The organism is Kitasatospora sp. NPDC002522 (assembly GCF_053595195.1).
Window position 1 is genome coordinate 39,205 of the sequence record NZ_JBSFXE010000004.1, and the last position, 22,808, is coordinate 62,012.

Genomic DNA, 22,808 nt, shown 5'->3' on the forward strand with positions numbered 1-22,808 from the left:
GCGCGGGAGCGGGACGGGAAGGGGAGGCAGGGGAAGGGGAACGGGACGGAGAGCATGACGCCAGGGGCTCGCGCGGAGCGGGGCCGACGGGGCGGGATGCGGCTCGCGCGGAGCGGAGGGCTCGCGGCCCGCGAGGGCTAGCGCTTGCGCTTCTTGAAGAGGAGTTTCGGGAGGCCGGCCGGGATGGGCTGACGGGTCGTCACCGGGGTGGGCATGGGGGCGGCGGCGAGCGAGTCCTCGGGGAGGGGCGTGAGCGGGCCGGTGGGGGTCAGGCGCAGGACGCGGCACTCGCGGGACCAGCGGTCGGTGATGGTGTCGGTGTCGGGGGCGTTCAGGCGCTTGCCCTTGAGCTCCTCGACGGCGCCGTCCCAGCCGGCGGTGCCGGGGTCGACGGCGGTGACGGTCGCGGTGAAGGCGACCAGGCGGCCCCACTTGTCCTTGCTGCGCAGCGTCACCGCGGCGGTGGAGCCGGCGGTGAGGCCGTGCAGGGGCTGCTCGGCGCCGTCGCCGACCACGACCACCGCGCCGTCGTGCCAGGCGTGCCAGAGCGGGCGGGCGGACGGCTCCCCGGCGGGCTGGACCCACAACAGGCCGGACTTCTTGGCGGCCTCTTCCACCAGTGCCCGGTCGAGGAAGTCTGCCGCGCTCGCGGCCGTCGTACGCTCCATGGCGGACAGCGTACGGCCTGGGTGTCCGCGGCCGGTCCCATCCCCCGGGACGACAGTGCCGTCGGTGGCGGACAGCCCTTACCGTAGGGGGGCCTCCCGTACCGCCAGAGCACCGTAAGGAGAGCCGTGCCCGCCGCCCGGCCCGCCACCACCGCACCTGCGACCACCCTCGCCACCCCCGTCGAGCGGCCCCGACTGCCGCGCACCGACCTGTTGCTGCTCGCGGTGTCGATCGGCGGGATCTCGCTGTCGGCCCCGCTGATCAGCGCCACCGCCGCGCCGGCGCTGGCGATCGCGTTCTGGCGCAACGCCATGTCGGTGGCGGTGCTCGGCCCGTACGCGCTGGTGCGGCACCCGGCGGAGCTGCGGGCGATCCCGCGTCGCGCGCTGCTGCTGGCGATGGCGGCCGGCGTGCTGCTGGCGCTGCACTTCGCGCTGTGGATGCCGAGCCTGCGGATGACCTCGGTGGCTTCGGCGACGGCGCTGGTCACCACCACGCCGTTGTGGACGATCCTGCTGATGCGGCTGTTCGGCGTCCGCGCGCCGCGGATGGTGTGGCTGGGTACCGGCCTGGCGTTCGCCGGGGTGCTGGTGCTGACCGGCGTCGACCTGTCGGTGTCGCCGCGGGCGCTGCTCGGCGACGCGCTGGCGCTGGGCGCGGGCGCCGCGGCGGCCGGGTACATGCTGCTGGGCGCGGAGGTGCGCCGGACGGTGTCGACCACCGCGTACACCCTGGTCTGCTACGCGACCTGCGCGGTGGCGCTGCTGACGGTGTGTCTGCTGACCGGCACCTCGATGGCCGGCTGGTCCGCCGGGGTGTGGTGGCAGATCTTCCTGCTGATGGTGGCCGCCCAGCTGCTCGGGCACTCGCTGAGCAACCGGGTGGTGCGCACCCTGGGCCCCTCGGTCACCTCGACGGCGATCCTGCTGGAGACCCCGGGCGCGGCGCTGATCGCGGCCGTGTGGCTGGGCCAGTGGCCGCCGGCCGCCGCCTACCCGGCGGTCGGCCTGATCCTCGCGGGCCTGGTGCTGGTGGCCCGCGCCGGGCGGCGCTGACGCCCCGTCGGGGCGCGGGCGTCAGAGCCAGCCGTTGCGGCGGAAACCGCGGTACATGCCGACGCAGATGACGGCGATCACGCCGAGCACGGTCGGGTAGCCGTACGTCCAGCGCAGCTCGGGCATGTTCTCGAAGTTCATGCCGTAGACGCCGGTGATCATGGTCGGGACGGCGAAGATGGCCGCCCAGGCGGTGATCTTGCGCATGTCCTCGTTCTGGGCCACCGAGACCTGCGCCAGGTTGGCCTGGAGCAGCGAGTTGAGCAGCTCGTCGAAGCCCTGCACCTGCTCGGCGACCCGGGCCAGGTGGTCGGCGACGTCCCGGAAGTACTTCTGGATCTCCGGGTCGACCAGCCGCTGCAGCGGCTCGGAGAGCTGCACCATCGGGCGCAGCAGCGGGGTGACGGCGCGCTTGAACTCCAGCACCTCGCGCTTGAGCTGGTACACCCGGCCGACGTCGGCGCCGCGCCCGCCCTTGTTGGCGAAGACGTCGTACTCGATCTCGTCGACGTCGTTCTGCAACCGGTCGGCGACCACCAGGTAGTTGTCGACCACGTGGTCGGCGATGGCGTGCAGCACCGCGGCCGGGCCCATGGCGAGCAGGCCGGTGCCCTCGGCGTCGGCCTCCAGGCGGTGGCGCAGCTCGCGCAGCGAGGAGTGCGCGCCGTGCCGGACGGTGATCACGAAGTCCGCCCCGGCGAAGACCATCAGCTCGCCGGTCTCCACCACCTCGCTGGTCGGGGTGAGCTGCTCGTGCTCGACGTAGCGCACCGTCTTGAAGACCGCGAACAGCATGCCGTCGTACCGCTCGACCTTCGGGCGCTGGTGCGCGTGCACCGCGTCCTCCACCGCCAGCGGGTGCAGGCCGAAGCGCTGCGCGATGCCCTCGAACTCGGCCTCGGTCGGCTCGTGCAGCCCGATCCAGCTGAACGAGCCGGGCCCGGCCGCCTGCGCGGCCTTCACCTGGCGGGCGGCCTCGCGCGGGCTGCAGCTCTCCCCGGCCCGCTTGCCCTCGTGGTAGACCGCGCAGTCGACCACGGCGGACGGGGTGTGGCCGGGGTGCAGCGGGTAGCCCGCGTCGTCGGCACGGCGGCGGGCGGGACGGACGACGGCGGCGCGCAGGTTGTTCATCATCGACATGGCGCAGGCTCCTAGGGCCGGACCGGCGCGCCCCGGCGGGTGGGGGGCGCGGCGGTGGGAAACACCGGTGGGCGCCGGAGCCGATGGATCGTCAAAACGCCGCTGGCGTACGGTGTTTCGAGGTGCGGACTCCGGGGAAGGTGCTCTCCCGGGCCGTGGCGCGACGCTGCGCGGGTGCCTGGTTCAGCCGAAGTGACGGCGGAGCCGGGTGGCCGAGGGAGAGCTGCCGGTACTGCATGGTCGACTGCTATCCACCGTGACCACCTCCTCCACGCCGGGGCCCCGGGCGGGCCGTTGGGCCCTGGTTGGTGTTCACAAGGCCAGCCGCCCATATTAACGGTTCCTGCCCCGCCGAGGCCCCCGGGTGGGCCAACTCCTCGGTAAAGATCGCGCTAAGGTCGCGTCATGGCGCACGACTTCCCGCTCTTCGGCGACTTCTCCGACCCGGACGCCGGCTCCGGCCCCACCCGCCAGGACGTGCTCACCGCCGTCGAGGCGCGGCTGATCACCACCTTCGGCGAACCCACCGGCCGGGCCGCGGTGACCTTCCTCGGCGCGGACCGGATCGAGGTGCTGCGCTTCGGCCCGGACGCCGACGGCCTGGTCCGCTACGCCACCCTCGGGATGTCCGCCGCGCCGATGGCCGACCCCGCCGCCCCGGTCGCCGACCCGGTCCGCGGCCCGCGGGTCGAACTGGTGCTCACCGTCCGCGGCGGCCGCGACGAGGCGCACAAGGCGCTCGCCGTCTTCGCCGCCAGCCCGCAGGTGGAGGGCCTGGTGGTGGCCCCCGGCGGCTCGCTCGACCTGGGCTCCCCGCTGTGGGCCGGCGCCCCGTTCACCTCGGTGCTGGCCGCCGAGCCCGGCGGCCTGGTGGAGGACCTCGACCTGCCCGCCCCCGCCGACCCGGTCCGCTTCCTGCCGCTGCTGCCGATGACCCCCAACGAGGCCGCCTTCAAGCGGGTCCAGGGCGCCGCCGCCCTGGAGGAGCGCTGGCTGCAGCAGGGCACCGACCTGCGCGACCCGCAGCGCCGCGGCGTCCCGCTGGACTGACGCTCCGTCAGCCCTGCGCGGGGTAGGCGTCGATGAAGCCGAACACCCCGCTGGCCACCAGCTGCACCGCGATCGCCGACAGCAGCAGGCCGGACAGCCGGGTGATCAGCACCACGCCGCCCTCCTTGATCACCCGGATGATCACCAGCGAGAAGCGCATGGTCAGCCAGAGCACCACGTGGATCGCCACGATCGCCGACCACACCGCCACGTACTGCGCCGAGCCGTCGGCCTGCTGCACCGCCAGGATCACCGCGACGATCGCCCCGGGCCCCGCCAGCAGCGGGGTGCCCAGCGGCACCAGCGCCACGTTGACGTCCTTGGTCTGGGTCGGTTCCTCGATCTTCCCGGTCAGCAGGTCCAGCGCGATCAGCAGCAGCAGGATCCCGCCGGAGACCTGCAGCGCCGGGATCGAGACGTGCAGGTAGCTGAGGATCTGCTGCCCGAACAGTCCGAAGCAGGTGATCACCCCGAGCGCCACCGCCGCGGCCTGCCAGGCCATCCGGCGCTGCACCCGGTGCGCGCGCCCCGAGGTGAGCGCCAGGAAGATCGGGATGGTGCCCGGCGGATCCATGATCACGAACAGCGTGACGAACAGCGATCCGAAGACCTTGCCGTCCGCGAAGCCGCCCATACCGGGCATTGTGCGCGCCCCGGCCGCCCGCGGACGGGGGACGCGCCGAACGGGTCACCCGGTGATCGGCTTCGCCCCCGTCGCCTGCGCCACCAGCGCCTCGTACACCGCCGGGTCGGTGGTGTACTCGCCCAGCCGGACCGTCTTGCGGCTGCCGTGGTAGTCGCTCGACCCGGTCACCAGCAGGCCCAGCTCCGCAGCGAGGCCGCGCAGGTGCGCCCGGGTCTCCTCGTCGTGGTCGGTGTGGTCCACCTCCAGGCCGCCCAGGCCGGCCGCCGCCAGGTCCGCGATCACCTGGTCCGACACGGTCTCCCCGCGCTTCGCCGCCCCCGGGTGCGCGAACACCGGCACCCCGCCCGCCGCCCGCACCAGCCGCACCGCCACCGTCGGATCGGTCTCGTGCTTGCGGACGTCCGCCCGGCCGCCGTTGGCCAGCCACTCCGCGGTGAACGCGTCCGAGACGGTCGCCACCACGCCGGCCTCCACCAGCGCCGAGGCGATGTGCGGACGGCCCACCGAGCCCGCCCCGGCGATCCGCTGCACCTGCTCCCAGCTGATCGGCGCGCCCAGCTCCCGGCAGCGCTCCACGATCGCCCGGCCGCGCCGGAACCGGTCGGTGCGCACCAGCTCGCGCTCCGCCGCGAACTCCGGCTCCGTCGGGTCGAACAGGTACGCCAGCAGGTGCAGGCTGATCCCGCCGACGTGGCAGGAGAGTTCGGCGCCCGGCACCAGGGTCAGCCCCGTCCCGGCCACCGCCGCGGCCGCCTCGCCGTACCCGGCCACCGTGTCGTGGTCGGTCAGCGCCACCACGTCCAGCCCCGCGGCCACCGCGTTGGCGACCAGCTCGGCCGGGGAGTCGGTGCCGTCCGAGGCATTGCTGTGGGCGTGCAGATCGATACGCATGCCGCCCAGGATAGGGAGCCGCCCGCGGGCCTCAGCCGAGCAGGCGGGGGGAGAGCGCTCCGCAGGGGAGCAGGCCGAGTTCGGCGCCCGCGTCACGGAGGTCGGTCAACACCAGTTCGTCGTGCATCAGCAGGGCCGACTGCTCGGGCCAGGCGATCGCCCACAGCCACAGGCCGCGCGCCTCGCCCACGTAGACCGCGCGGTCGTCCGGTGCCTGCGGCACGTGGAACATCGGGGTCGGCCGGCCCGCGGCCATCAGCTTGGCGTCGGCCGGCTTGTACAGGGCCACCGACTCGCCCGGGTCGGGACCGTCCAGGCCCGCGTAGCGCGCGCCCAGGCCGACGCCCAACTCCTCGGCCACCAGGACCAGTTCACCGAAACCGCCGAGCGGAGCCGGGCCGGAGCAGGCCACCGCCGTCGCCCGGGCGCCCGACAGGTCGTCGCCGGCGTGCGCGATCCCGGTGAACAGCCAGCCCACCGGCAGCGGCCAGGGCAGCCAGACCGGCACCTGCGAACGGTTCACCGCGACGTTCAACGCCTCGACGCTCGGGGGCAGCACGGGCTGCATCGGGTACACGGCACCGTGCTGGTCGCATTGCCAGGTGTCGGAGAAGAGACCGGGGGCGCGGACCCGACCGGCGCACCTCGGGCAGCTTGGCTCGCCCCTCATAACCGACAACGGTCCTCCCTCCGGACTGCCGCGTCAAGGACGATCACCCGTAAGGGGTGCGTCGCGAGCCGCCCCCGGCGCCAGCCCGGGCCCGGCTTGGGTGATGTCCCCAGCGGGGCGGCGTCAAACCCCCGCAGGTCGGATCATGCGAACACGCGCGGGCGGATCCGAACACACTGACGCCCCGCCATCCCAGGGTTCTCCCTGCGGTGACGGGGCGTCAGCCGGGTATCGGAACGTCGGACGGCGCGGCGGCCGGTCCGCTTCCGCTCACACGGCCTTGCACGGCCGGATGTACAGGCGTTCACCGGTGAGCGCGGCGGCCTTCACATATTCGGAGACGGTCTCCGCGTCGGCGATCAGCCGATCGGTCTCCGCTCCCGCGTGATCCAGGCGAAGGATCTCGAAACGCATGGGCCTCTCCCTTCCCGACCTCGGTATCCGAGGCGGACTCGGCCGACGGTCGGCCATCTCCCGATGGCTCGCCGGCACTGGTTGAGTCGGACGTCAGGTACTGACACCCCTGTCGCTCCCCCTACTCTCGGGCAGGACTGCCTTGGTGGCACTCCCCTTGTGGCACTGGAGGGAGGCGACGGTGCCTCATTCGTCCACAGTGCCGCGACGCTGCTAACGGGCGGTTGCCCGCCCGTAAATCCGTGGTTTCGGCGGCCGGAGGGTGCGACCGACGGAGGGTGTGGTGATCCCGGACAGAATCAAATATTACCCGACCTAACGATCGGTGTCGCGTGAAAACCCCGGCCGACTTCTGAGTGGACGTCAGTAAGCCTGCAAGGGGCGGTGGTTGGGGCCGAAGCGGGCCCGCGGCGGGGTGTGTCCCGGGTCAGGCGGTCCAGAAGGCGGCCAGCGCGGCGGCGGTCTCGGCCGGGCGTTCGGCGTTCGGCGAGTGGCCGGCGCCGGCCACCACCGTGCGACGGGCGTGCAGGCGCTCCGCCATCGCGGACTGCTCCGGCACCGGCCAGGCATAGTCCTGCGTGCCGGAGACCACGTGGGTCCGAAGGCCGACCGCGGCCAGCTCGTCCACCCGGTCCTGGGCGGAGACCAGATGCGCGCCGGTGGTCTTCAGCGACTGCGGGACGTTCGCCAGCCAGCGCCGGTGCAGGAACTCCGCCACCGCGCGGCTCGGCGGCGGGTTCTTGCCCTCGTCCAGCTGCTGCATCACCTGCCAGATCGACTCCAGGTCCATCGACTCCAGGGCGTCCAGCAGCAGCTTCGTACGGGCCGCCTCCGAGGGATCGATCGCGGCCGGGCCGGTCGACAGCAGCGTCAGCGAGCGCCACGGGCGGGCGTCCTGCAGCACCGCCTCGCGGACCACGTGGCCGCCGAAGGAGTGGCCGAGCAGGTGGATCGCCTCGTCCCCGGTACGGCGGAGGATCTCGGCGGTCAGGGCGTGGACGTCCGCGCCGAGGGCCGCGGTCGCGTAGGCCGACGGGTCGTCGGGGCCGCCGGTCTCGTACTGGCCGCGCTGGTCCACGGCGACGATCCGGAAGCCCGCGTCGGCCAGCGGCTCCAGCAGGGCGACGAAGTCCTCCTTGCTGCCGGTGAACCCCGGCACCAGCAACGCCGTCCCGGCGACCGGCCCCGTCGGCTCCGCCCACAACGCGGCCCACCCCGCGAGGCGGACCGCCCGCGCGCACTCCGGCAAGGTCAGGAACGGCGGCGTACTCATGCCCGGCACCTCTCAGATCGCCCGAAACCCGAGGCCAACAGTAGGGGGTGGGGGAGCCGGGGGCGGAGATGGGAGGTGGCGTGGCGCGGTGAGGGTGAGGGGCACGGCGGGGTGGGGGAGTGGGGGGCGGAGACGGGAGGTGGTGTGGCGGGGCGGGGATGGCGAGCGGCTGGGCGGGGGTGGGGCGATCGGGGGACGGGCGGCGGAGGTGGTGTGGTGGGGGCGGATGTCGGAGGTGGTGTGGCGGGGGTGCCCCGGGGGCGGGAATGCCGACGGGGAGGGCCGACGTGGTGGTCGGGCCCTCCCCGGTCGGGGTGGTGCGGGTTACTGCTCGACGGCCTTGCGGGTGCGTCGCGGGGCCGGGATCTCCTCGGCGGAGGACTCGGCCGCGGCGGCGGTCTTCCGGGTGGCCCGCTTGCGCGGGGCCGCCGGCTCGTCGGTGGTGGTCGCCTTGCGGACGGCACGCTTGCGCGGAGCCGGGGCGGTCTCGGCGTCGGCCTCGACCGGTGCGGCGGCGGCCGCCTTGCGGGCGGTGCGCTTGCGCGGCGCCGGGACCGCCTCGTCCGCCGCCGGGGCGGCGTCGGTGACGGGCGCGGCGGCCTTCCGGGTGGCCCGCTTGCGCGGGGCCGGGGCGACCTCGGTCTCCACCGGCTCGGCCGGGGTCTCCACCACGGAGGTGGTCGCCTTCCGGACGGCGCGCCTGCGCGGGGCGGGGGCCTCGACGGTGGCGGCGGCCTCGGCCACGGGGGTTTCGTCGACGGGCGCGGCCGGGGTCTCCACCACGGAGGTGGTGGCCTTGCGGACCGCGCGCCTGCGCGGGGCCGGGGCCTCGACGGCGGCCTCGGACACCGGGGTCTCGTCGACCGGCGCGGCGACCGGCTTGCGGGCCGGACGCTTCTGCGGGACGCGCGCCGCGGGAGCCTCGGCCGGAGCCTCGGTCACCACGGTCTCCTCCACCGGGGAGACGTCCGCCTTGCGGGCGGTGCGCTTGCGCGGGGTCCGGGCCGGGGCCTCGTCCGGGGTCCGGACCGACGGCTCGTCGACCAGCGAGGTGATCGGCTTGCGGACCGGGCGGCGCTGCGGGACGCGGGACGACACCGGGGCGTCGGCGGTCGCGACCGGCGCGGCCGGGGCCTCGACGGTCTCGGCCACGGTCTCGGTCGCGGTCTCGGTCGCGGTCTCGGTCGCGGTGACGACCGCGGTCTCGGCCACGGCCTCGGTCACCGGCTGGGCGCCGCCGCCACGGCGGGTGCGCTTGCGCGGGGAGCGGGCGGCCGTGTCCTCGACGGTCTCGACAGCCGGGGCGACCGGGGCGGCCGGAGCCTCGACGGTCACGGTGTCGACCGCCACCGCCTCCACCGCGGCAGCGCCGGACCGGCGGTTGCGGCTGCGCTTGCGCGGGCTCCGGGCGTCGGCGGGGGCGTCCACGGGGACGGCGGTGGTCTCGGCGGTCAGCTCGCCGGCGGGGGCGAGGCCGCCGCTGCGGGTGCGGCGCCGCTCGCGCGCCTTGCGGGCCGGACGCTCGGCGGGCGCCGGGGTCTCGGGAGCCCCGCCGCGCCGACCGCGGCCGTTGCCGCCGCCGGTCCCGCTGCTGCTGCGGGCGTTGCGCTGACCGGTCTCGCCGAGGTCCTCGACCTCTTCGGCGGCCAGGCCGGCCCGGGTGCGCTCGGAGCGGGGCAGGATGCCCTTGGTGCCCGGCGCGATGCGCAGCAGCTCGTAGAGGTGCGGCGAGCTGGAGTAGGTCTCCTCCGGCTCGTTGAACGGCAGGTCCAGCGCCTTGTTGATCAGCTGCCAGCGCGGGATGTCGTCCCAGTCGACCAGGGTGACGGCGGTACCGGACGCGCCGGCGCGGCCGGTGCGGCCGACCCGGTGCAGGTAGGTCTTCTCGTCGTCGGTGCACTGGTAGTTGATGACGTGCGTGACGCCCTCGACGTCGATGCCACGGGCGGCGACGTCGGTGCAGACCAGCACGTCGACCTTGCCGTTGCGGAAGGCGCGCAGCGCCTGCTCGCGGGCGCCCTGCCCGAGGTCGCCGTGGACGGCGCCGGCCGCGAAGCCGCGCTTGGTCAGCTGCTCGGCGACGTCGGCGGCGGTGCGCTTGGTGCGGCAGAAGATCATCGCCAGCCCGCGGCCGTCGGCCTGCAGGATGCGCGAGACCATCTCGACCTTGTCGAGCGAGTGCGCACGGAAGACGTGCTGCTCGATGTTGGCGACGGTGGCGCCGGTGTCGTCCGGCGCCGCGGCGCGGATGTGGGTGGGCTGGCTCATGTACCGGCGGGCCAGCGAGATGACCTGGCCGGGCATGGTGGCGGAGAAGAGTAGGGTCTGCCGCTTGGCGGGCAGCATGGTGATGATCTTCTCGACGTCCGGCAGGAAGCCCAGGTCGAGCATCTCGTCGGCCTCGTCCAGGACCAGCGCGCGGACCTGCGAGAGGTCGAGCTTGCGCTGCCCGGCCAGGTCGAGCAGGCGGCCGGGGGTGCCGACGACGATGTCGACGCCCTTCTTCAGCGCCTCGACCTGCGGCTCGTACGCCCGGCCGCCGTAGACGGCGAGGACGCGGACGTTTCGGACCTTGCCGGCGGTCTGCAGGTCGTTGGTGACCTGGGTGCACAGCTCGCGGGTGGGCACCACGATGAGCGCCTGCGGGCTCTCGGTGAGCTGCTCCGCGGTGGCCCGGCCGGCCGCCACGTCGGCCTGCACGACGACCCGCTCGATCAGCGGGAGGCCGAAGCCGAGGGTCTTGCCGGTGCCGGTCTTGGCCTGGCCGATGACGTCGTGGCCGGTCAGCGCGACCGGCAGGGTCATCTCCTGGATCGGGAACGGGTGGACGATGCCGACGGCCTCCAGGGCCTCGGCCGTCTCCGGGAGGATCCCGAGTTCCCGGAAAGTGGTCTTGGTGGGTTCAGCGGTGGTGGACAGGGTGCTGCCTCTTCCATGTGGAGGGCCGAGTCCGAGCGCGTCCTGCCGTACCCGGGCAGCCCCGAACCGGGGCGCGTCGGGCGGGCGGCGCGGGGGAGGGTGTCCCGTGAGGGGGTCGCGCGGCCCGGCGCTCCTGGCGCGGTTCGCGGCGGCCCTCGCTCGGCCTGATGCGGTGCCTGGGCCCGAGGCTCGGGCCAGGTCGGAGCCGATCGGGTCTCCGACCGGGCATCCGCGTACGTGAGCGCCGGGTGTGTTTCGTACCGGGCGGCTGATGCCGCCGGGGCACGACTGCGCGGCCTGCCGATTGAACGGACGGGCCGCGCCTACACCTGGCCTCGGTACCACCATACAGTCAAGCGACGACTCGAACACGTGACGGGTACTACTCCGACCGGCCCCGCCCGGGTGGCGGAGCAGGTCCGGCCGGGCCTCGGGCGGGTACGGGCCACTAAGGTCTGTGCCATGGAGACTCAGGAATCTGGCGACGCCGTCCCCGACTCGATCGGCAGCTGGGAGGCCCGGGCGGCCGACCCGCAGTACCGCGCGGCGGTGCTCGACCTGCTGGGCGCGCTGGCCTACGGCGAGCTGAGCGCCTTCGAACGGCTGGCCGAGGACGCCAAGTTCGCGCCCGGGATCGAGGACAAGGCCGCACTGGCCCGGATGGCCTCCGCCGAGTTCCAGCACTACCAGCTGCTGCACGACCGGCTGGCCGAGGTGGGCGCCGACCCGACCGAGGTGATGGACCCGTTCGTGGAGCCGCTGGAGGCCTTCCACCGGATGACCGCGCCCTCGGACTGGCTGGAGGGCCTGGTCAAGGCGTACGTCGGCGACTCCATCGCCACCGACTTCTACCGCGAGGTGGCGGTCCGGCTGGACGACGACACCCGGGAGCTGGTGCTGAGCGTGATGTCCGACACCGGGCACGCCCAGTTCGCGGTGGACCGGGTGCGGCAGGCGATCGCCGAGGACCCGCGGGTCGGCGGACGGCTCGCCCTGTGGGGCCGGCGGCTGATGGGCGAGGCACTCAGCCAGGCCCAGCGGGTGGTCGCCGAGCGGGACGCGCTCTCCAACCTGCTGGTCGGCGGCGCCCAGGTGGCGGGCTTCGACCTGGTCGAGGTCGGCAAGATGTTCAACCGGATCACCGAGTCGCACACCCGCCGGATGGCCGCGCTGGGTCTGGCCTCCTGACCCACCCTGGCCTCCTGGCGCGCGTCGGCCGGGCCTGACCCGCTAGCCGTGCCCGACCCGCCGGCCGTGCCCGACCCGCCGGCCGTGCCGGTGCCGGCCGCGCGGGTGCGGGGCCAGGTCCGGGCGGGCCGGTACCGACACCAGCAGCGCCGACACCAGGGCCGAGATCAGCAGTTGCACCACGGGCGCGTTCCCGTCCAGCACGTAGTGCGAGAGCCGGCCGGCCAGCACGGCGGCGACCAGTGCGGTGCCGACGGTCAGCGCCCGCGGGCCGGGGAACAGGTCCGGGAACAGCCGCAGCGCGGCCGCGCCGACGGCCAGGCCGATCAGGACGAAGGCGGTCGTCTCCCAGAGCATCGGACTGCCTCCCGGGGGTGCGAGGATGCGGCACCCACGCCATACCCGCCGCCGGCCCCTCGTACGCGGAGCAGGCGGACAGCACGGTGCCCCGTCCCCCCGGCGGGGGAACGGGGCACCGGTCGAGCAGGCTCAGAGCGTGCCGAAGCCGACCTTGCGGATGCTCGGCTCGCCGATCTCCACGTAGGCGAGACGGTCGGCCGGGATGAGCACCCGGCGGCCGTGCTCGTCGGCCAGCGAGAAGAGCTTCGCCGTGCCGTCCAGGGCCTTGGCGACCGCGTCCGCGACCTCTTCGGCAGTTTGCGCGCTCTCCAGGACGATCTCCCGGTTCGCGTTCTGCACGCCGATCTTGACCTCCACGGCTTCCGTCCCTCCGGTAGCTGGCAGCACGCGCTCGAACCGCTGTTCGCGGACGGGCGCGCCGTACGGGCTCACCTTAAGGCAGCGGGGCGGCTCGGCGGTGAAGGTCCGGGGGCGCTCCGCTCAGGGCTGATTCCGCGGCGGCCGGGCGGTCACTCGCCGGGCTGGGCGACGCCGTCCTGCGCGGGGTGCATCGGGAAGCCCTTCAGGCCGCGCCAGGCCAGGCTGGCGACCAGCCGGACCGCCTCCTCGCTGGGGATCTCGGCGTCCTGCGAGAGCCAGTAGCGGGCGGTGATCTGGGCCATCCCGCAGACGCCGACGGCCAGCAGCTTGGCCTCCGCCTCCGGCAGGTCGGTGTCCTCGGCGATCACCTTGGAGACCAGCGTGGCGCTCAGGTCGGTGGCGCGCTCCACCCGCTCGCGGACCGCCGGGTCGTTGGTCAGGTCCGACTCGAACACCAGCCGGAACGCGCCGGACTCGCTGGAGACGTAGTGGAAGTACGCCTCCATGGTCGCGGCGACGCGCTGCTTGTTGTCGGTGGTCGCCTCCAGCGCGGCGCGGGTGCCGTCGACCAGGGCGTCGCAGTGCTTGTCCAGCAGCGCGAGGTAGAGCTCGAGCTTGCCCGGGAAGTGCTGGTACAGCACCGGCTTGCTGACCCCGGCCCGCTCGGCGATGTCGTCCATCGCGGCCGCGTGGTAGCCCTGGGCGACGAACACCTCCTGGGCGGCACCGAGCAGTTGTTCACGGCGGGCGCTTCGCGGCAGGCGGGCACCGCGCGGGCGCTCCTGCGCCTCCTGGATGGCCGTCACGGCGGTCCTCACTTCACGGTCAGCTTGGGCTGGCAAGGCAACTGATTCTACTTTTCGGTAACCCCGGTGTGCGCGGGTGAAGCCGAGTAAAGCGCACAACAGCCCTTGTCGGGAGCCCACAATACGACCCGACCCGATTCGTCCACAGGTCGAGACGACGGCCAGGCGCGCGGCCGGCGGGCCCGGCCTCACTACCATCGTGCTCCATGAGCGCCGACCAGTACCCCCTCGCCGCCCTGGAGCCCTACCGCACCGTCGAGGTGCCCGGGGCTTCGCTGGCGGTCAGCCGCCACTCCGAACCCGTCGGAGGCCTGCCGCCCGCGCTGTTCGTGCACGGCCTCGGCGGATCGGGCGACAACTGGCTGGAGCTGCTGGCCGAACTCTCCGCCGACGTCGACGGCGAGGCGGTCGACCTGCCCGGCTTCGGGTACTCCGCGCCGCCGCTGGACGGCAACCTCTCCCTCAACGGCCACGTCCGCGCGGTGATCGGCTACCTGGAGGAGACCGGGCGCGGGCCGGTCCACCTGTTCGGCAACTCGCTCGGCGGCGCGGTCGCCGTCCGGCTCGCCGCGCTCCGGCCCGACCTGGTGCGCAGCCTGGTGCTGATCTCGCCCGCCCTGCCGGAACTGCCCCCGCAGTACACCGCCTGGCCGACCGGCCTGCTCGCCGTCCCCGGCCTGGCCGAACTGGTCCGCCGGCGCAGCAACTCCGGCACCGACGCCGAGACCGCCACCGAGGAACTGCTGCGCCTCGTCTACGCCGACACCGCCGCCATCCCCGCGCACCGCCGGGCCCGCGCCGTCGCCGAGTACCGCCGCCGCTCCACCCTGCCGTATGCGCTGCAGGCCGTGGTCGGCTCCGCGCGCGGGATCGTCTCCGCGTACACCGAGCGCGGCGGGCAGTCGCTGTGGCGGCAGGCCGAGCAGGTCACGGCGCCGGTGCTGCTGGTCTACGGGCTCAAGGACAAGCTGGTCTCCTACCGCTCCGCGCGCCGGGCCTGCGCCGCGTTCCGGGACGCCAGGCTGCTGGTGCTGCCCGACTCCGGCCACGTCGCGATGCTCGAACACCCCGAACCGGTGGCCCGCGCGGTGCGCGAACTCCTCGCGGAGGCCGACGCCCGGAGCTAGCCCGCGCAGGGCGTGCGCCGGGCGCGTGGGGCGGAAACGCGGGGGGTGCGGGCGAGGACACGGGCGTTCACTCGATCAGGTGGCAAGCGGGGCCGGGTTCCTAGGGGGCTCGGCCCGGCGCTCTACCGTCGTGTTGTCGGACCGAACAGGTGTGGGGGGCGAGACGGCGAGGACGGCGGACGCGGGGAGCGGACACCGGCTCAGCGGCCGTCGAGCACCGACGGGATCCCCTGTGTCGTAGGCCGTGAACCCAGTCGAAACGCTCTGCTCTGGAGGCGTCGTGCGCATTGCTCTGCTCACCGAGGGCACCCTTTCGAACGCGCAGCGTGGTGACGGCGGCTGGTGCGGCCGCCTGGTCGAGGGGCTGCCGGAGCACGAGTTCAGGCTCTACCGGCTGCTCCCCGCCGACCGCCCCGCCGCGCCGGCCGGCGTGCCCGGCCCGCACGGCGTCCACGAGCTCGCGCTCTGGGGCCGCCGCCCCGGCGGCCGCGGACCGGCACTGCACCGCCGCCGCGGCTACCAGCGGGCCTACGAGGAGCTGATCCGCTCGCTGGTGATGCCCGGCGAGCGCGGACTCTTCGGCCCGGCCCTGTACCGGCTCGCCGCCCTCAACCGGGAGGACGACGCGCTGCCCGCCTTCCTCGCCTCCGGCCACGCCCAGCGCGTGCTGGAGCGGATCTGGCGCTCGCCCGGCGCCGACACCGCCGCCGGCGAGCCGCTGGTCTGCGACGTCCTGGTCGCCGCCGACCTGCTGGAGCAGAGCCTGCGGCCGCTCTCCGCCCCCTGGTACGGCACCGGCGCGGCCGGGCTCGGCGGCACCGACCTGTGCCACGTGGTCGGCGGCGGACCCGCCGCGCTGCCCGCGCTGGTCGCCCGCGAGCTGCACGGCATCCCGTTCGTGGTCACCGAGCACGGGCTGCACCTGCGCGAGCAGTACCGCGGCTACCGCAGCGCCCCCTACCGCTGGCCGGTGCGCGCCCTGCTGCTGGCGTTCTTCCGGCAGCTCACCGAGGAGACCTACCGGCAGGCCGCCGTGCTCACCCCGGGCAGCGCCTACGACCAGCAGTGGCAGCAGCGCTGCGGCGGCGACCCCGCCCGCACCCGGGTGGTCTACGAGGGCACCCCCGCCACCGGCCGGGCCGCCGCCGGCGCCGAACCCGACGCGCCCACCCTGGTCTGGGCCGGCGCCCTGGAACCCGGCCGCGACCCCGAACTGATGCTGCACGCCTTCGCCCACGTCCGAGCCGAACTGCCCGACGCCCGGCTGCGGATGTACGGCGAGGAGAGCGCCCGCGGCTACCTCGCGCACTGCGGGGCGATCGCGGAACGGCTCGGCATCGCCGACGCCGTCGAGTTCGCCGGGCGGCCCGCCGCGCTGGCCGACGCCTGGGAGAGCGGCACCGCCGCGGTCTTCACCGCGCTCGCCCAGCGCAGCCCCCGGCTGCTCGCCGACGCCATGCTCAGCGGCCGCGCCGTGGTCGCCACCGAGGTCGGGGTGGCCCGCGAGGTACTCGGCCCGACCGGGCTGCTGGTCCCGCCGCGCAGCCCGCGGGCGCTCGCCGCGGCCTGCCTCGCGCTGCTCGGCGACGCCGAACGCCGCTCCCGGCTCGGTCTGGCCGGCCGGTTGCGGGCGCAGGAACGCTTCGCCGTGGAACCGGTGGTCGGTGCCTTCCGCGAGGTCTACCTCGAACTGGTCTCCCGTTACCCCGCGTTCCCCGCCCGCCCCGGCGCCGAGGCGCGGCCGTTCGCCCGCCCCGCCGAGTACTGGGTGGCCGGTGCCACCGCCGCGCCCGAACGCGCCGCCGGCGGCGGCCGGTTGGCGGCCGGGCCCGCCCTCGCGGAGGCGCTGTGACGCCGCCCGCCGACCCCGTCCGCGAACTGCTCGACGCCAACCGGGAGGTCTGCGAGCAGGCCACCGACCCGCTGGAGATCGCCGCCGCGCTGGAGGACTCCGGCCTGCCCACGGCCGGCACCGGGCGCTACCGGCACGCCGACATCTTCGGCCTCGCCGAGGAGCTGTACGCCCGCGTCCCGCGCCGCCCGCCGGTCGAGGAGTCGCCGCCGCCCGTCCGCGAACGCGCGCTCGCCCCGGCCGCCCTCGGGCTCGCCGCACACCTGCTGCCGTTGGCGCCGGTCGCCCTGCTCGGGGCCGGGGCGGCGGGCGGTGCGCTCGCGGTGCTGTGCGGCGCGCTCGGCGGAGCGGCGGCCGAGCACTGGTCGCCGCGGGCCGCGGGCGCGGAGCCGGCGGGGCGGCCCGGACGTGCCTGGGCCGCGCTCGGGCACGGGGCCGGGACCGGACTGCTGCTCGCGCTGCTGGCCGGTTCGGCGCCCGGGGCGGCGCTCGCGGTCGCGCTCGGCGGCGGGACGGCCGGCTGGTGCGCGGCACGGCTGCGCCGGGTCGGGCGGCGACAGCTCACGGCGGCGACGCTGGGGGAGTTCCGCTCCCGGCTGCGCCCCGCGCTGCCGCTGGCCGTGCTGGCGCAGCTCACCGCGACCGCCGCGCTCGCCGTCCTCACCGCGCGCGGTGCGGGCGCCACCGGCTGGGCCGCCCTGCTGGTGCTCGGCACCCTGCTGCTGCTCGCCGCCGTGGTCCGCGGCGGCGGACGGCAGGGCACCGCCGCGACCGCCGTGCTGACCGCCGCGGCGGGTGCGGCGGCCCTCACGCTGCCCGCCCCCGCCCACTGGCTGGGCGCCCCGCCCCCGGGCGGACTGCTCGCCGCCTGCCTCGGGCCGACGGCCCTGCTGGCGGCGGCCGCCTGGCCGCTCACCGGCCGCCCGGGGGCGTACCGGTGAGGGCGGCCGGGGCCGAGCGCCGGACCGGCGCCCTCGGCTCGGCGCGTTTCCCGTTCCCATCTCTCTGCCCGGTCGTCTCCGGGCCTCGTGGAAGGACTTCGGCCCGATGAGGGTGCTGCTGCTGGGAGCCGACGGGTTCATCGGCCGGCGGGTGGCCGACCGGCTGCTGGCGGAGGAGGGGCTCCAGGTGACCGTGCTGGGGCGTAGCGACGCCGCCGACATCCGGTTCGACCTGGCCGCGGGGAGTCCGGGCGCGCTGGCCCGGTTCCTGGACGCGGTCGCGCCGCAGGTGGTGATCAACTGCGCGGGGGCGACCTACGGGTCGTCGCGGGCGCTGATCCGGGCGAACACGCTGGCCGTGGCCACCGTGTGCGAGGCGATCCGGCGCAGCCGGGAGCCGGCCCGGCTGGTGCACGTGGGATCGGCGGCGGAGTACGGGCCGACCCCGCCGGGCGGGCCGGTGCCGGAGAGCGCGGAGCCGCGCCCGGTCGGGCCGTACGGGGTGTCGAAGCTGGCGGGCACCGAGCTGGTGCTGAGCTCGGGGCTGGACGCGCTGGTGCTGCGGGTGTTCGACGTGGTGGGCCCGGGGTCGCCGACGGCGTCGCTGTTCGGGCGGCTGGCGGAGGGGCTGCGGCGGGCGCTGGAGCAGGACGAGTCGCAGGTACGGATGCCGGACCTGTCCGGGTACCGGGACTTCGTGGACGTGCGGGACGTCGCGCGGGCGATCCAGGCGGCGGCGGTCTCGGCGGCCACCGGGGTGATCAACATCGGCAGCGGCCACGCGGTGCGGGCTCGGGACGCGGCGCACCTGCTGGTGCGGGCCTCCGGCTTCGAGGGCGCCGTGATCGAGGACGCCCGCCAGGTGGTGCTGCCCGCGCAGGCGGCGGGCGGGGACGGGCTGCGCGCGGCCGAGGCCCGGCCGGCCGCGGAGCCGGTGCAGTGGCGGCAGGCGGACGTCCGGACCGCCAGGGACCGTCTCGGATGGCGGACACAGGTGCCGCTGGAGGAGTCGCTGGGAGACGTCTGGCTGGAGACCGCCTGCCGGGTCTGATCCCGGCCGCCCCGGGCTGACCAGCGGCGATGGTGCGAGGGGCGGCGTCTCGGCATGCGATGTCGCCCATCTCACCCAGTGGACCCCTTGCCGTGGAATACCCCGGGCACGTGACACTGTTGGCGTAGTCGAACGTGAAACTGACGACCATCGGAGTCTTCGTGTCGCTGCCACCCCTGGTCGAGCCCGCCGCCGAGCTCACCGTCGACGAGGTCCGCCGGTACTCCCGCCACCTGATCATCCCCGACGTGGGCATGGACGGGCAGAAGCGGCTGAAGAACGCCAAGGTGCTGTGCGTCGGCGCCGGCGGCCTCGGCTCGCCGGCCCTGATGTACCTGGCCGCCGCCGGCGTGGGCACGCTCGGCATCGTCGAGTTCGACACCGTCGACGAGTCGAACCTGCAGCGCCAGATCATCCACGGCCAGTCGGACATCGGCCGCTCCAAGGGCGAGTCGGCGCGGGACTCCGTCAAGGAGATCAACCCGTACGTCAACGTGATCCTCCACGACGAGCGTCTCGACAACGACAACGTCATGGAGATCTTCTCCGGCTACGACCTGATCGTGGACGGCACCGACAACTTCGCCACCCGGTACCTGGTGAACGACGCCGCGGTGCTGCTCGGCAAGCCGTACGTGTGGGGCTCGATCTACCGCTTCGACGGCCAGGCCAGCGTGTTCTGGGCCGAGCACGGCCCCTGCTACCGCTGCCTCTACCCGGAGGCCCCGCCGCCGGGCATGGTCCCGTCCTGCGCCGAGGGCGGCGTGCTGGGCGTGCTGTGCGCCTCGATCGGCTCGATCCAGGTCACCGAGGCGATCAAGCTGCTGGCCGGTGTCGGCGACCCGCTGGTCGGCCGACTGATGATCTACGACGCCCTGGAGATGCAGTACCGCTCGGTGAAGGTCCGCAAGGACCCGAACTGCGCGCTCTGCGGCGAGAACCCGACCGTCACCGAGCTGATCGACTACGAGTCGTTCTGCGGTGTCGTCTCGGAGGAGGCCCAGGAGGCCGCCCAGGGCTCGACGATCACCTCCAAGCAGCTCAAGGAGTGGATCGACGGCGGCGAGAACATCGACATCATCGACGTCCGCGAGATCAACGAGTACGAGATCGTCAACATCCCGGGCGCCCGCCTGATCCCGAAGAACGAGTTCCTGATGGGCAACGCCCTGCAGGACCTGCCGCAGGACAAGCGGATCGTGCTGCACTGCAAGACCGGCGTGCGCTCCGCCGAGGTCCTCGCGGTGCTGAAGTCCGCGGGCTTCGCCGACGCCGTCCACCTGGGCGGCGGCGTGATCGGCTGGGTCAACCAGATCGAGCCCGAGAAGCCCGTCTACTGACGGACGCCCGCACGTCGCAGGACCATGACCGCCCGGTCGGGGAGCTCCCCGGCCGGGCGGTCCCGTGCGTTCAGCGGTCCCGTGCGTTCAGGGCGCGGTCGGGCCGGTGCTCGCCCTGCTCGGACTGGTGAACCCGACGGTGCGCGCGGCCCGGGGGACGGCGTACCAGTTCCAGCGGCCGTTCGTGCTCGACGACCGGGCCGGCCGCGAGCTGTTCGGGCTGGCCCCCGTGCCGTGGGAGCGGATGCTGGCGGAGATCGCCGCCGTCCACGCGCAGCGCTAGATCGCGCCCTTGCGCTGCAGCACGTTGTAGGCCACCCAGCCCGGCAGCACCGGCAGCCAGAAGGTGAGCAGGCGGTAGAGGAAGACCGCGGGGGTGGCGGCGGTGGCCGGGACGCCGGCCACCGTCAGGGCGGTGATCAGGGCGATCTCGACCGGGCCGATGCCGCCCGGGGTGGGGATCGCCGAGCCGGCCGCGTTGGCGGTCAGGAAGACCACCGCGACCGCGGCGAAGGTGACGTGGCCGCCGCCGAAGGCCTGCACCGAGGCGTCCAGGCAGGCGGTGAAGGAGAGCGTCAGGAGCAGGATGCCGCCGAAGCCGGTGACCAGCTTGCGGGGGGTCTGCATCAGGTCGAGCATCCGCGGGATCACGCCGAAGAACAGCGAGCGCACCCGGGTCACCACGAACCGGCGCAGCGGCGCGACCGCGGCCACCACCAGGGCGAGCACCGCGGCGGTCAGCACGCCGATGATCACCGCCCGGGAGGCGCCCAGGTCGCCGTTGGTCTGGGTGCCGGTGATCAGGCCGAAGGAGAACAGCAGCAGCAGGTGCCCCCCGAGGCCGGCCAGCTGGGAGGCGCCGACCGAGGCGACCGCCTGCACCGGACGGATGCCGGCCCGCTGCAGGTAGCGGGTGTTCAGCGCGATGCCGCCGACCGCGGCGGGCGCCACCAGCTTCACGAACGAGCCGGCGAGCTGCGCCGCGACGGTCCGGCCGAACGGCAGCCGCTCCGGGACGAAGCCGGTCAGGCTCATCGAGGCGGCCACGTACGAGACGGCGGAGGCGGCCAGGGCCAGCGCGGCCCAGCCCCAGTTCATCTGGGAGACCTTGAACTGGTCCGGGCGGATGGTGGTCAGCGCCAGGTAGGCGGCGAAGGTCAGCGCCACCACCATGATCAGCGTCTTCGGCTTGAGCCGTTCCAGCTTCGCCGGGGCCATCGGCGCCTCGGGGACGATCGCCAGGATCTGCCCGCGGATCTTCGACAGCAGGTCCTCGCCGGCCTGCGCGATGTCCTCCTCGGCCTGCTGCTGGGTGCGCTCGCCGGCCGCGACCTGCTCCAGGGCCAGCGCCTGCGCGGCGGCCTTCCGCTCCTTGGTCATCCGCTGCAGGTCGGCGCGGGTCTGCCGGCTCAGGCCGACCGGCTGCAGCAGCGGCAGCGCCTCGGCGACCCGGGTCGGCCCGAGCACCGTGGTGGCCACCGCGACGGCCCGCTCCGGGCCGATCCGCAGCGCGAAGGTGGTGAGCAGCTGGGCGACGTCGATGCGCAGCGTCAGGTCGCCGGCCGCGATGTCGCCGCCGGACAGGTTGACCAGGCAGCCGGTCTTGTCGTCGACCGCCAGCAGGGACTCGCCGGTGAGCCGGCGGTGCGCGATCCGGCGCTCGTGCAGGGTGGCCACCGACTCCCAGAACGAGGCCATCACCGCGTCGGTGATCTCCTCGGCGTCGAGTTCGTCGAGGGTCCGGCCGGCCACGTTCTCGTAGACCAGGATCGCCGCGTCCGGGCCGAGCTCGGAGGTGGCCACCAGCTGCGGGGCGCGGGCCCCGGAGGCGGCCGCGGCGTACGCGATCAGGGCTTCCTGTTCGAGCGCCTGGCGCAGCGACTGCGGGCTGCGGCGGACCGCCACCGAGCGCAGCCGCAGCCGGCGCCAGGCCCGGTAGAAGAAGCCGGAGGCCTGCTGCTCGCGGTCGATGACGTGGACGTCCAGCAGCGGGCCGTGCTGCTGGGTGACCAGGTAGCGGCGGGTGCCGCCGGGCGCGTCCGGGGCGAGGTGCGCGGCGGACGGCACGAAGCCGACCTTGCGCAGGCCGATCATCAGGTGCTGCCCGGTCGGCCGGATGTTCGGCGAGCCGATCGCGTACAGCGTGCCGTACGCCACCGACCAGCCGATCAGCACGGTCAGCAGCAGCGACAGCGGGGTGGTGTAGCCGCTGATCAGCTCGGTCGCGCCGGAGAGGATCACCACCACCCACAGCGCCACCCGCCAGCGGGGTCTGCTCGACATGCCGACGGCGGTCATGTAGGCGATCACGGGGGCGAGGTAGCCGTGCACCGGGTCGGTGAGGGTCTCCCCGCCGCCCGGTGGGAACTGGGTGAGCGCGTTGCGGATCGCGTCGGGCGCGCTGGCCGCCACCCACCAGTCCACGCCCAGCGAGACGCCGTACGCCAGCACCGAGGCCAGCACGCCGTCGGCGACGCGCAGGCCGTCGCGTTTGATCAGCCGTTCCACCGCGAAGGCCAGCGGCACCGCCAGCACCGCGATGGAGGAGACCAGCGCGGCGATGGTGGAGAGCACGCCGGGGATGCGCTTGGCGTTGACGGTGATGTCGTTCTCGATGCCGGTGGTGGTGGAGACCGCCACCTGCGCCAGCACGAACACCGCGATGATGCCGAGCAGCCCGGCGAGGAAGCGCAGCAGATCGGACGGTCGGTGGGCGCGCGGCGGCAGCAGGGGTTCGTCGACCGCCAGGTACTCACCGGCCGGTTCCTCGGCCGGCGGCTCCGGCGGCCGGTCGTCGGCCGGCCCGTCGTCCGGCGGCTGCTGAGCGGCCACCGTGTCCTCCCCCGTGTGATGCGTGTCCCGCGCCCCGTGGCGCAGGGAGACCGTCGGGGCGTACCCGCCCCGGCCGGCGGAACCGGGCGTGGCGGACTCCCCGGAGTCCTCGTCCACGTTCAATTCTGCCGTCCCGGTCATCTGCTCTGGTTTCCTCGTCGTTCGCGTCGCCCCGAAGATGCTGCCATGCCCGCCCGCCCCGTGCGGGCCAGGGGCGGTATCCC

General features: G+C 74.5%; 21 protein-coding genes. 9 read left to right on the forward strand and 12 right to left on the reverse strand.

The genetic code is table 11. The features are described 5' to 3' along the window. Positions 1-137: 137 nt before the first annotated feature. Positions 138-668, reverse strand: coding sequence for a pyridoxamine 5'-phosphate oxidase family protein (locus ACWD4U_RS04350; RefSeq protein ID WP_363450183.1), 531 nt, complete (start codon positions 666-668; stop codon positions 138-140). A gap of 126 nt (positions 669-794) precedes the next feature. Between ACWD4U_RS04350 and ACWD4U_RS04355 the strand changes: the two genes are divergently transcribed. After that, the gene (locus tag ACWD4U_RS04355; RefSeq protein ID WP_449787102.1) at positions 795-1,724 is read left to right on the forward strand and encodes a DMT family transporter; all 930 of its coding nucleotides are present in this window, start codon (positions 795-797) and stop codon (positions 1,722-1,724) included. Positions 1,725-1,745: 21 nt separating this feature from the next. Here the strand turns inward: ACWD4U_RS04355 and corA are convergent, their stop codons facing one another. Beyond that, positions 1,746-2,864 carry a magnesium/cobalt transporter CorA gene (corA, locus tag ACWD4U_RS04360; RefSeq protein ID WP_363450181.1) on the reverse strand — a complete coding sequence of 373 codons (1,119 nt, stop codon included), beginning with the start codon at positions 2,862-2,864 and terminating at the stop codon, positions 1,746-1,748. Between the two features lie 405 nt (positions 2,865-3,269). Here corA and ACWD4U_RS04365 point away from each other — a divergent pair, with 405 nt between their 5' ends. Next, positions 3,270-3,914 (forward strand): suppressor of fused domain protein, encoded by a 645-nt coding sequence (locus ACWD4U_RS04365; RefSeq protein WP_363450179.1) that lies wholly within the window; start codon positions 3,270-3,272, stop codon positions 3,912-3,914. Positions 3,915-3,921: 7 nt separating this feature from the next. Here the strand turns inward: ACWD4U_RS04365 and ACWD4U_RS04370 are convergent, their stop codons facing one another. The 6 genes from ACWD4U_RS04370 to ACWD4U_RS04395 all read right to left on the reverse strand — a co-directional run bounded on the left by ACWD4U_RS04370 (position 3,922) and on the right by ACWD4U_RS04395 (position 10,613). Continuing rightward, positions 3,922-4,548 (reverse strand): MarC family protein, encoded by a 627-nt coding sequence (locus tag ACWD4U_RS04370; RefSeq protein ID WP_363450177.1) that lies wholly within the window; start codon positions 4,546-4,548, stop codon positions 3,922-3,924. Between the two features lie 54 nt (positions 4,549-4,602). Further along, positions 4,603-5,451, reverse strand: coding sequence for a PHP domain-containing protein (locus ACWD4U_RS04375; RefSeq protein ID WP_363450175.1), 849 nt, complete (start codon positions 5,449-5,451; stop codon positions 4,603-4,605). 31 nt (positions 5,452-5,482) lie between these two features. After that, positions 5,483-6,121, reverse strand: coding sequence for a DUF6758 family protein (locus ACWD4U_RS04380; RefSeq protein ID WP_363450173.1), 639 nt, complete (start codon positions 6,119-6,121; stop codon positions 5,483-5,485). Between the two features lie 270 nt (positions 6,122-6,391). Next, complete coding sequence (locus tag ACWD4U_RS04385; protein WP_363450171.1) at positions 6,392-6,535, reverse strand: hypothetical protein; 144 nt, start codon at positions 6,533-6,535, stop codon at positions 6,392-6,394. A 427-nt stretch (positions 6,536-6,962) separates the two neighbouring features. Continuing rightward, positions 6,963-7,808: an alpha/beta fold hydrolase gene (locus ACWD4U_RS04390; protein WP_363450169.1), complete on the reverse strand. Its 846-nt coding sequence runs from the start codon at positions 7,806-7,808 to the stop codon at positions 6,963-6,965. A gap of 324 nt (positions 7,809-8,132) precedes the next feature. Beyond that, positions 8,133-10,613 (reverse strand): DEAD/DEAH box helicase, encoded by a 2,481-nt coding sequence (locus ACWD4U_RS04395; RefSeq protein WP_363450167.1) that lies wholly within the window; start codon positions 10,611-10,613, stop codon positions 8,133-8,135. Positions 10,614-11,189: 576 nt separating this feature from the next. Between ACWD4U_RS04395 and ACWD4U_RS04400 the strand changes: the two genes are divergently transcribed. Then, entirely contained in the window at positions 11,190-11,915 is a 726-nt protein-coding gene (locus tag ACWD4U_RS04400) for a ferritin-like fold-containing protein (protein WP_363450165.1), read from the forward strand. Between the two features lie 42 nt (positions 11,916-11,957). Here the strand turns inward: ACWD4U_RS04400 and ACWD4U_RS04405 are convergent, their stop codons facing one another. From ACWD4U_RS04405 to ACWD4U_RS04415, 3 genes are all read right to left on the reverse strand, one after another. Continuing rightward, complete coding sequence (locus tag ACWD4U_RS04405) at positions 11,958-12,272, reverse strand: hypothetical protein (protein ID WP_363450163.1); 315 nt, start codon at positions 12,270-12,272, stop codon at positions 11,958-11,960. 132 nt (positions 12,273-12,404) lie between these two features. Beyond that, positions 12,405-12,632 carry a DUF3107 domain-containing protein gene (locus ACWD4U_RS04410; RefSeq protein ID WP_363450161.1) on the reverse strand — a complete coding sequence of 76 codons (228 nt, stop codon included), beginning with the start codon at positions 12,630-12,632 and terminating at the stop codon, positions 12,405-12,407. Positions 12,633-12,784: 152 nt separating this feature from the next. Next, positions 12,785-13,441 carry a TetR/AcrR family transcriptional regulator gene (locus ACWD4U_RS04415; protein WP_363450159.1) on the reverse strand — a complete coding sequence of 219 codons (657 nt, stop codon included), beginning with the start codon at positions 13,439-13,441 and terminating at the stop codon, positions 12,785-12,787. 206 nt (positions 13,442-13,647) lie between these two features. Here ACWD4U_RS04415 and ACWD4U_RS04420 point away from each other — a divergent pair, with 206 nt between their 5' ends. The 6 genes from ACWD4U_RS04420 (at position 13,648) to ACWD4U_RS04445 (ending at position 20,035) form a co-directional block, all read left to right on the forward strand. Beyond that, on the forward strand, positions 13,648-14,568 hold the full coding sequence (locus tag ACWD4U_RS04420) for an alpha/beta fold hydrolase (RefSeq protein ID WP_363450157.1): 921 nt from the start codon (positions 13,648-13,650) through the stop codon (positions 14,566-14,568). A 280-nt stretch (positions 14,569-14,848) separates the two neighbouring features. Further along, positions 14,849-16,420 (forward strand): DUF3492 domain-containing protein, encoded by a 1,572-nt coding sequence (locus tag ACWD4U_RS04425; protein WP_363450155.1) that lies wholly within the window; start codon positions 14,849-14,851, stop codon positions 16,418-16,420. Then, positions 16,417-17,361 (forward strand): hypothetical protein, encoded by a 945-nt coding sequence (locus ACWD4U_RS04430; protein WP_363450153.1) that lies wholly within the window; start codon positions 16,417-16,419, stop codon positions 17,359-17,361. The genes ACWD4U_RS04425 and ACWD4U_RS04430 overlap by 4 nt, the downstream gene beginning before the upstream one ends. 106 nt (positions 17,362-17,467) lie before the next feature. Then, positions 17,468-18,412, forward strand: coding sequence for an NAD-dependent epimerase/dehydratase family protein (locus ACWD4U_RS04435; RefSeq protein WP_363450151.1), 945 nt, complete (start codon positions 17,468-17,470; stop codon positions 18,410-18,412). Positions 18,413-18,573: 161 nt separating this feature from the next. After that, entirely contained in the window at positions 18,574-19,752 is a 1,179-nt protein-coding gene (moeZ, locus tag ACWD4U_RS04440; RefSeq protein WP_363450149.1) for an adenylyltransferase/sulfurtransferase MoeZ, read from the forward strand. A gap of 64 nt (positions 19,753-19,816) precedes the next feature. Next, the gene (locus ACWD4U_RS04445; RefSeq protein WP_363450147.1) at positions 19,817-20,035 is read left to right on the forward strand and encodes a Rossmann-fold NAD(P)-binding domain-containing protein; all 219 of its coding nucleotides are present in this window, start codon (positions 19,817-19,819) and stop codon (positions 20,033-20,035) included. On the opposite strand, the gene ACWD4U_RS04450 is transcribed toward ACWD4U_RS04445, so the two are convergent. Next, on the reverse strand, positions 20,032-22,725 hold the full coding sequence (locus tag ACWD4U_RS04450; RefSeq protein ID WP_449787103.1) for a lysylphosphatidylglycerol synthase domain-containing protein: 2,694 nt from the start codon (positions 22,723-22,725) through the stop codon (positions 20,032-20,034). The two genes, ACWD4U_RS04445 and ACWD4U_RS04450, sit on opposite strands and share 4 nt — an antisense overlap. Between the last annotated feature and the right edge of the window lie 83 nt (positions 22,726-22,808).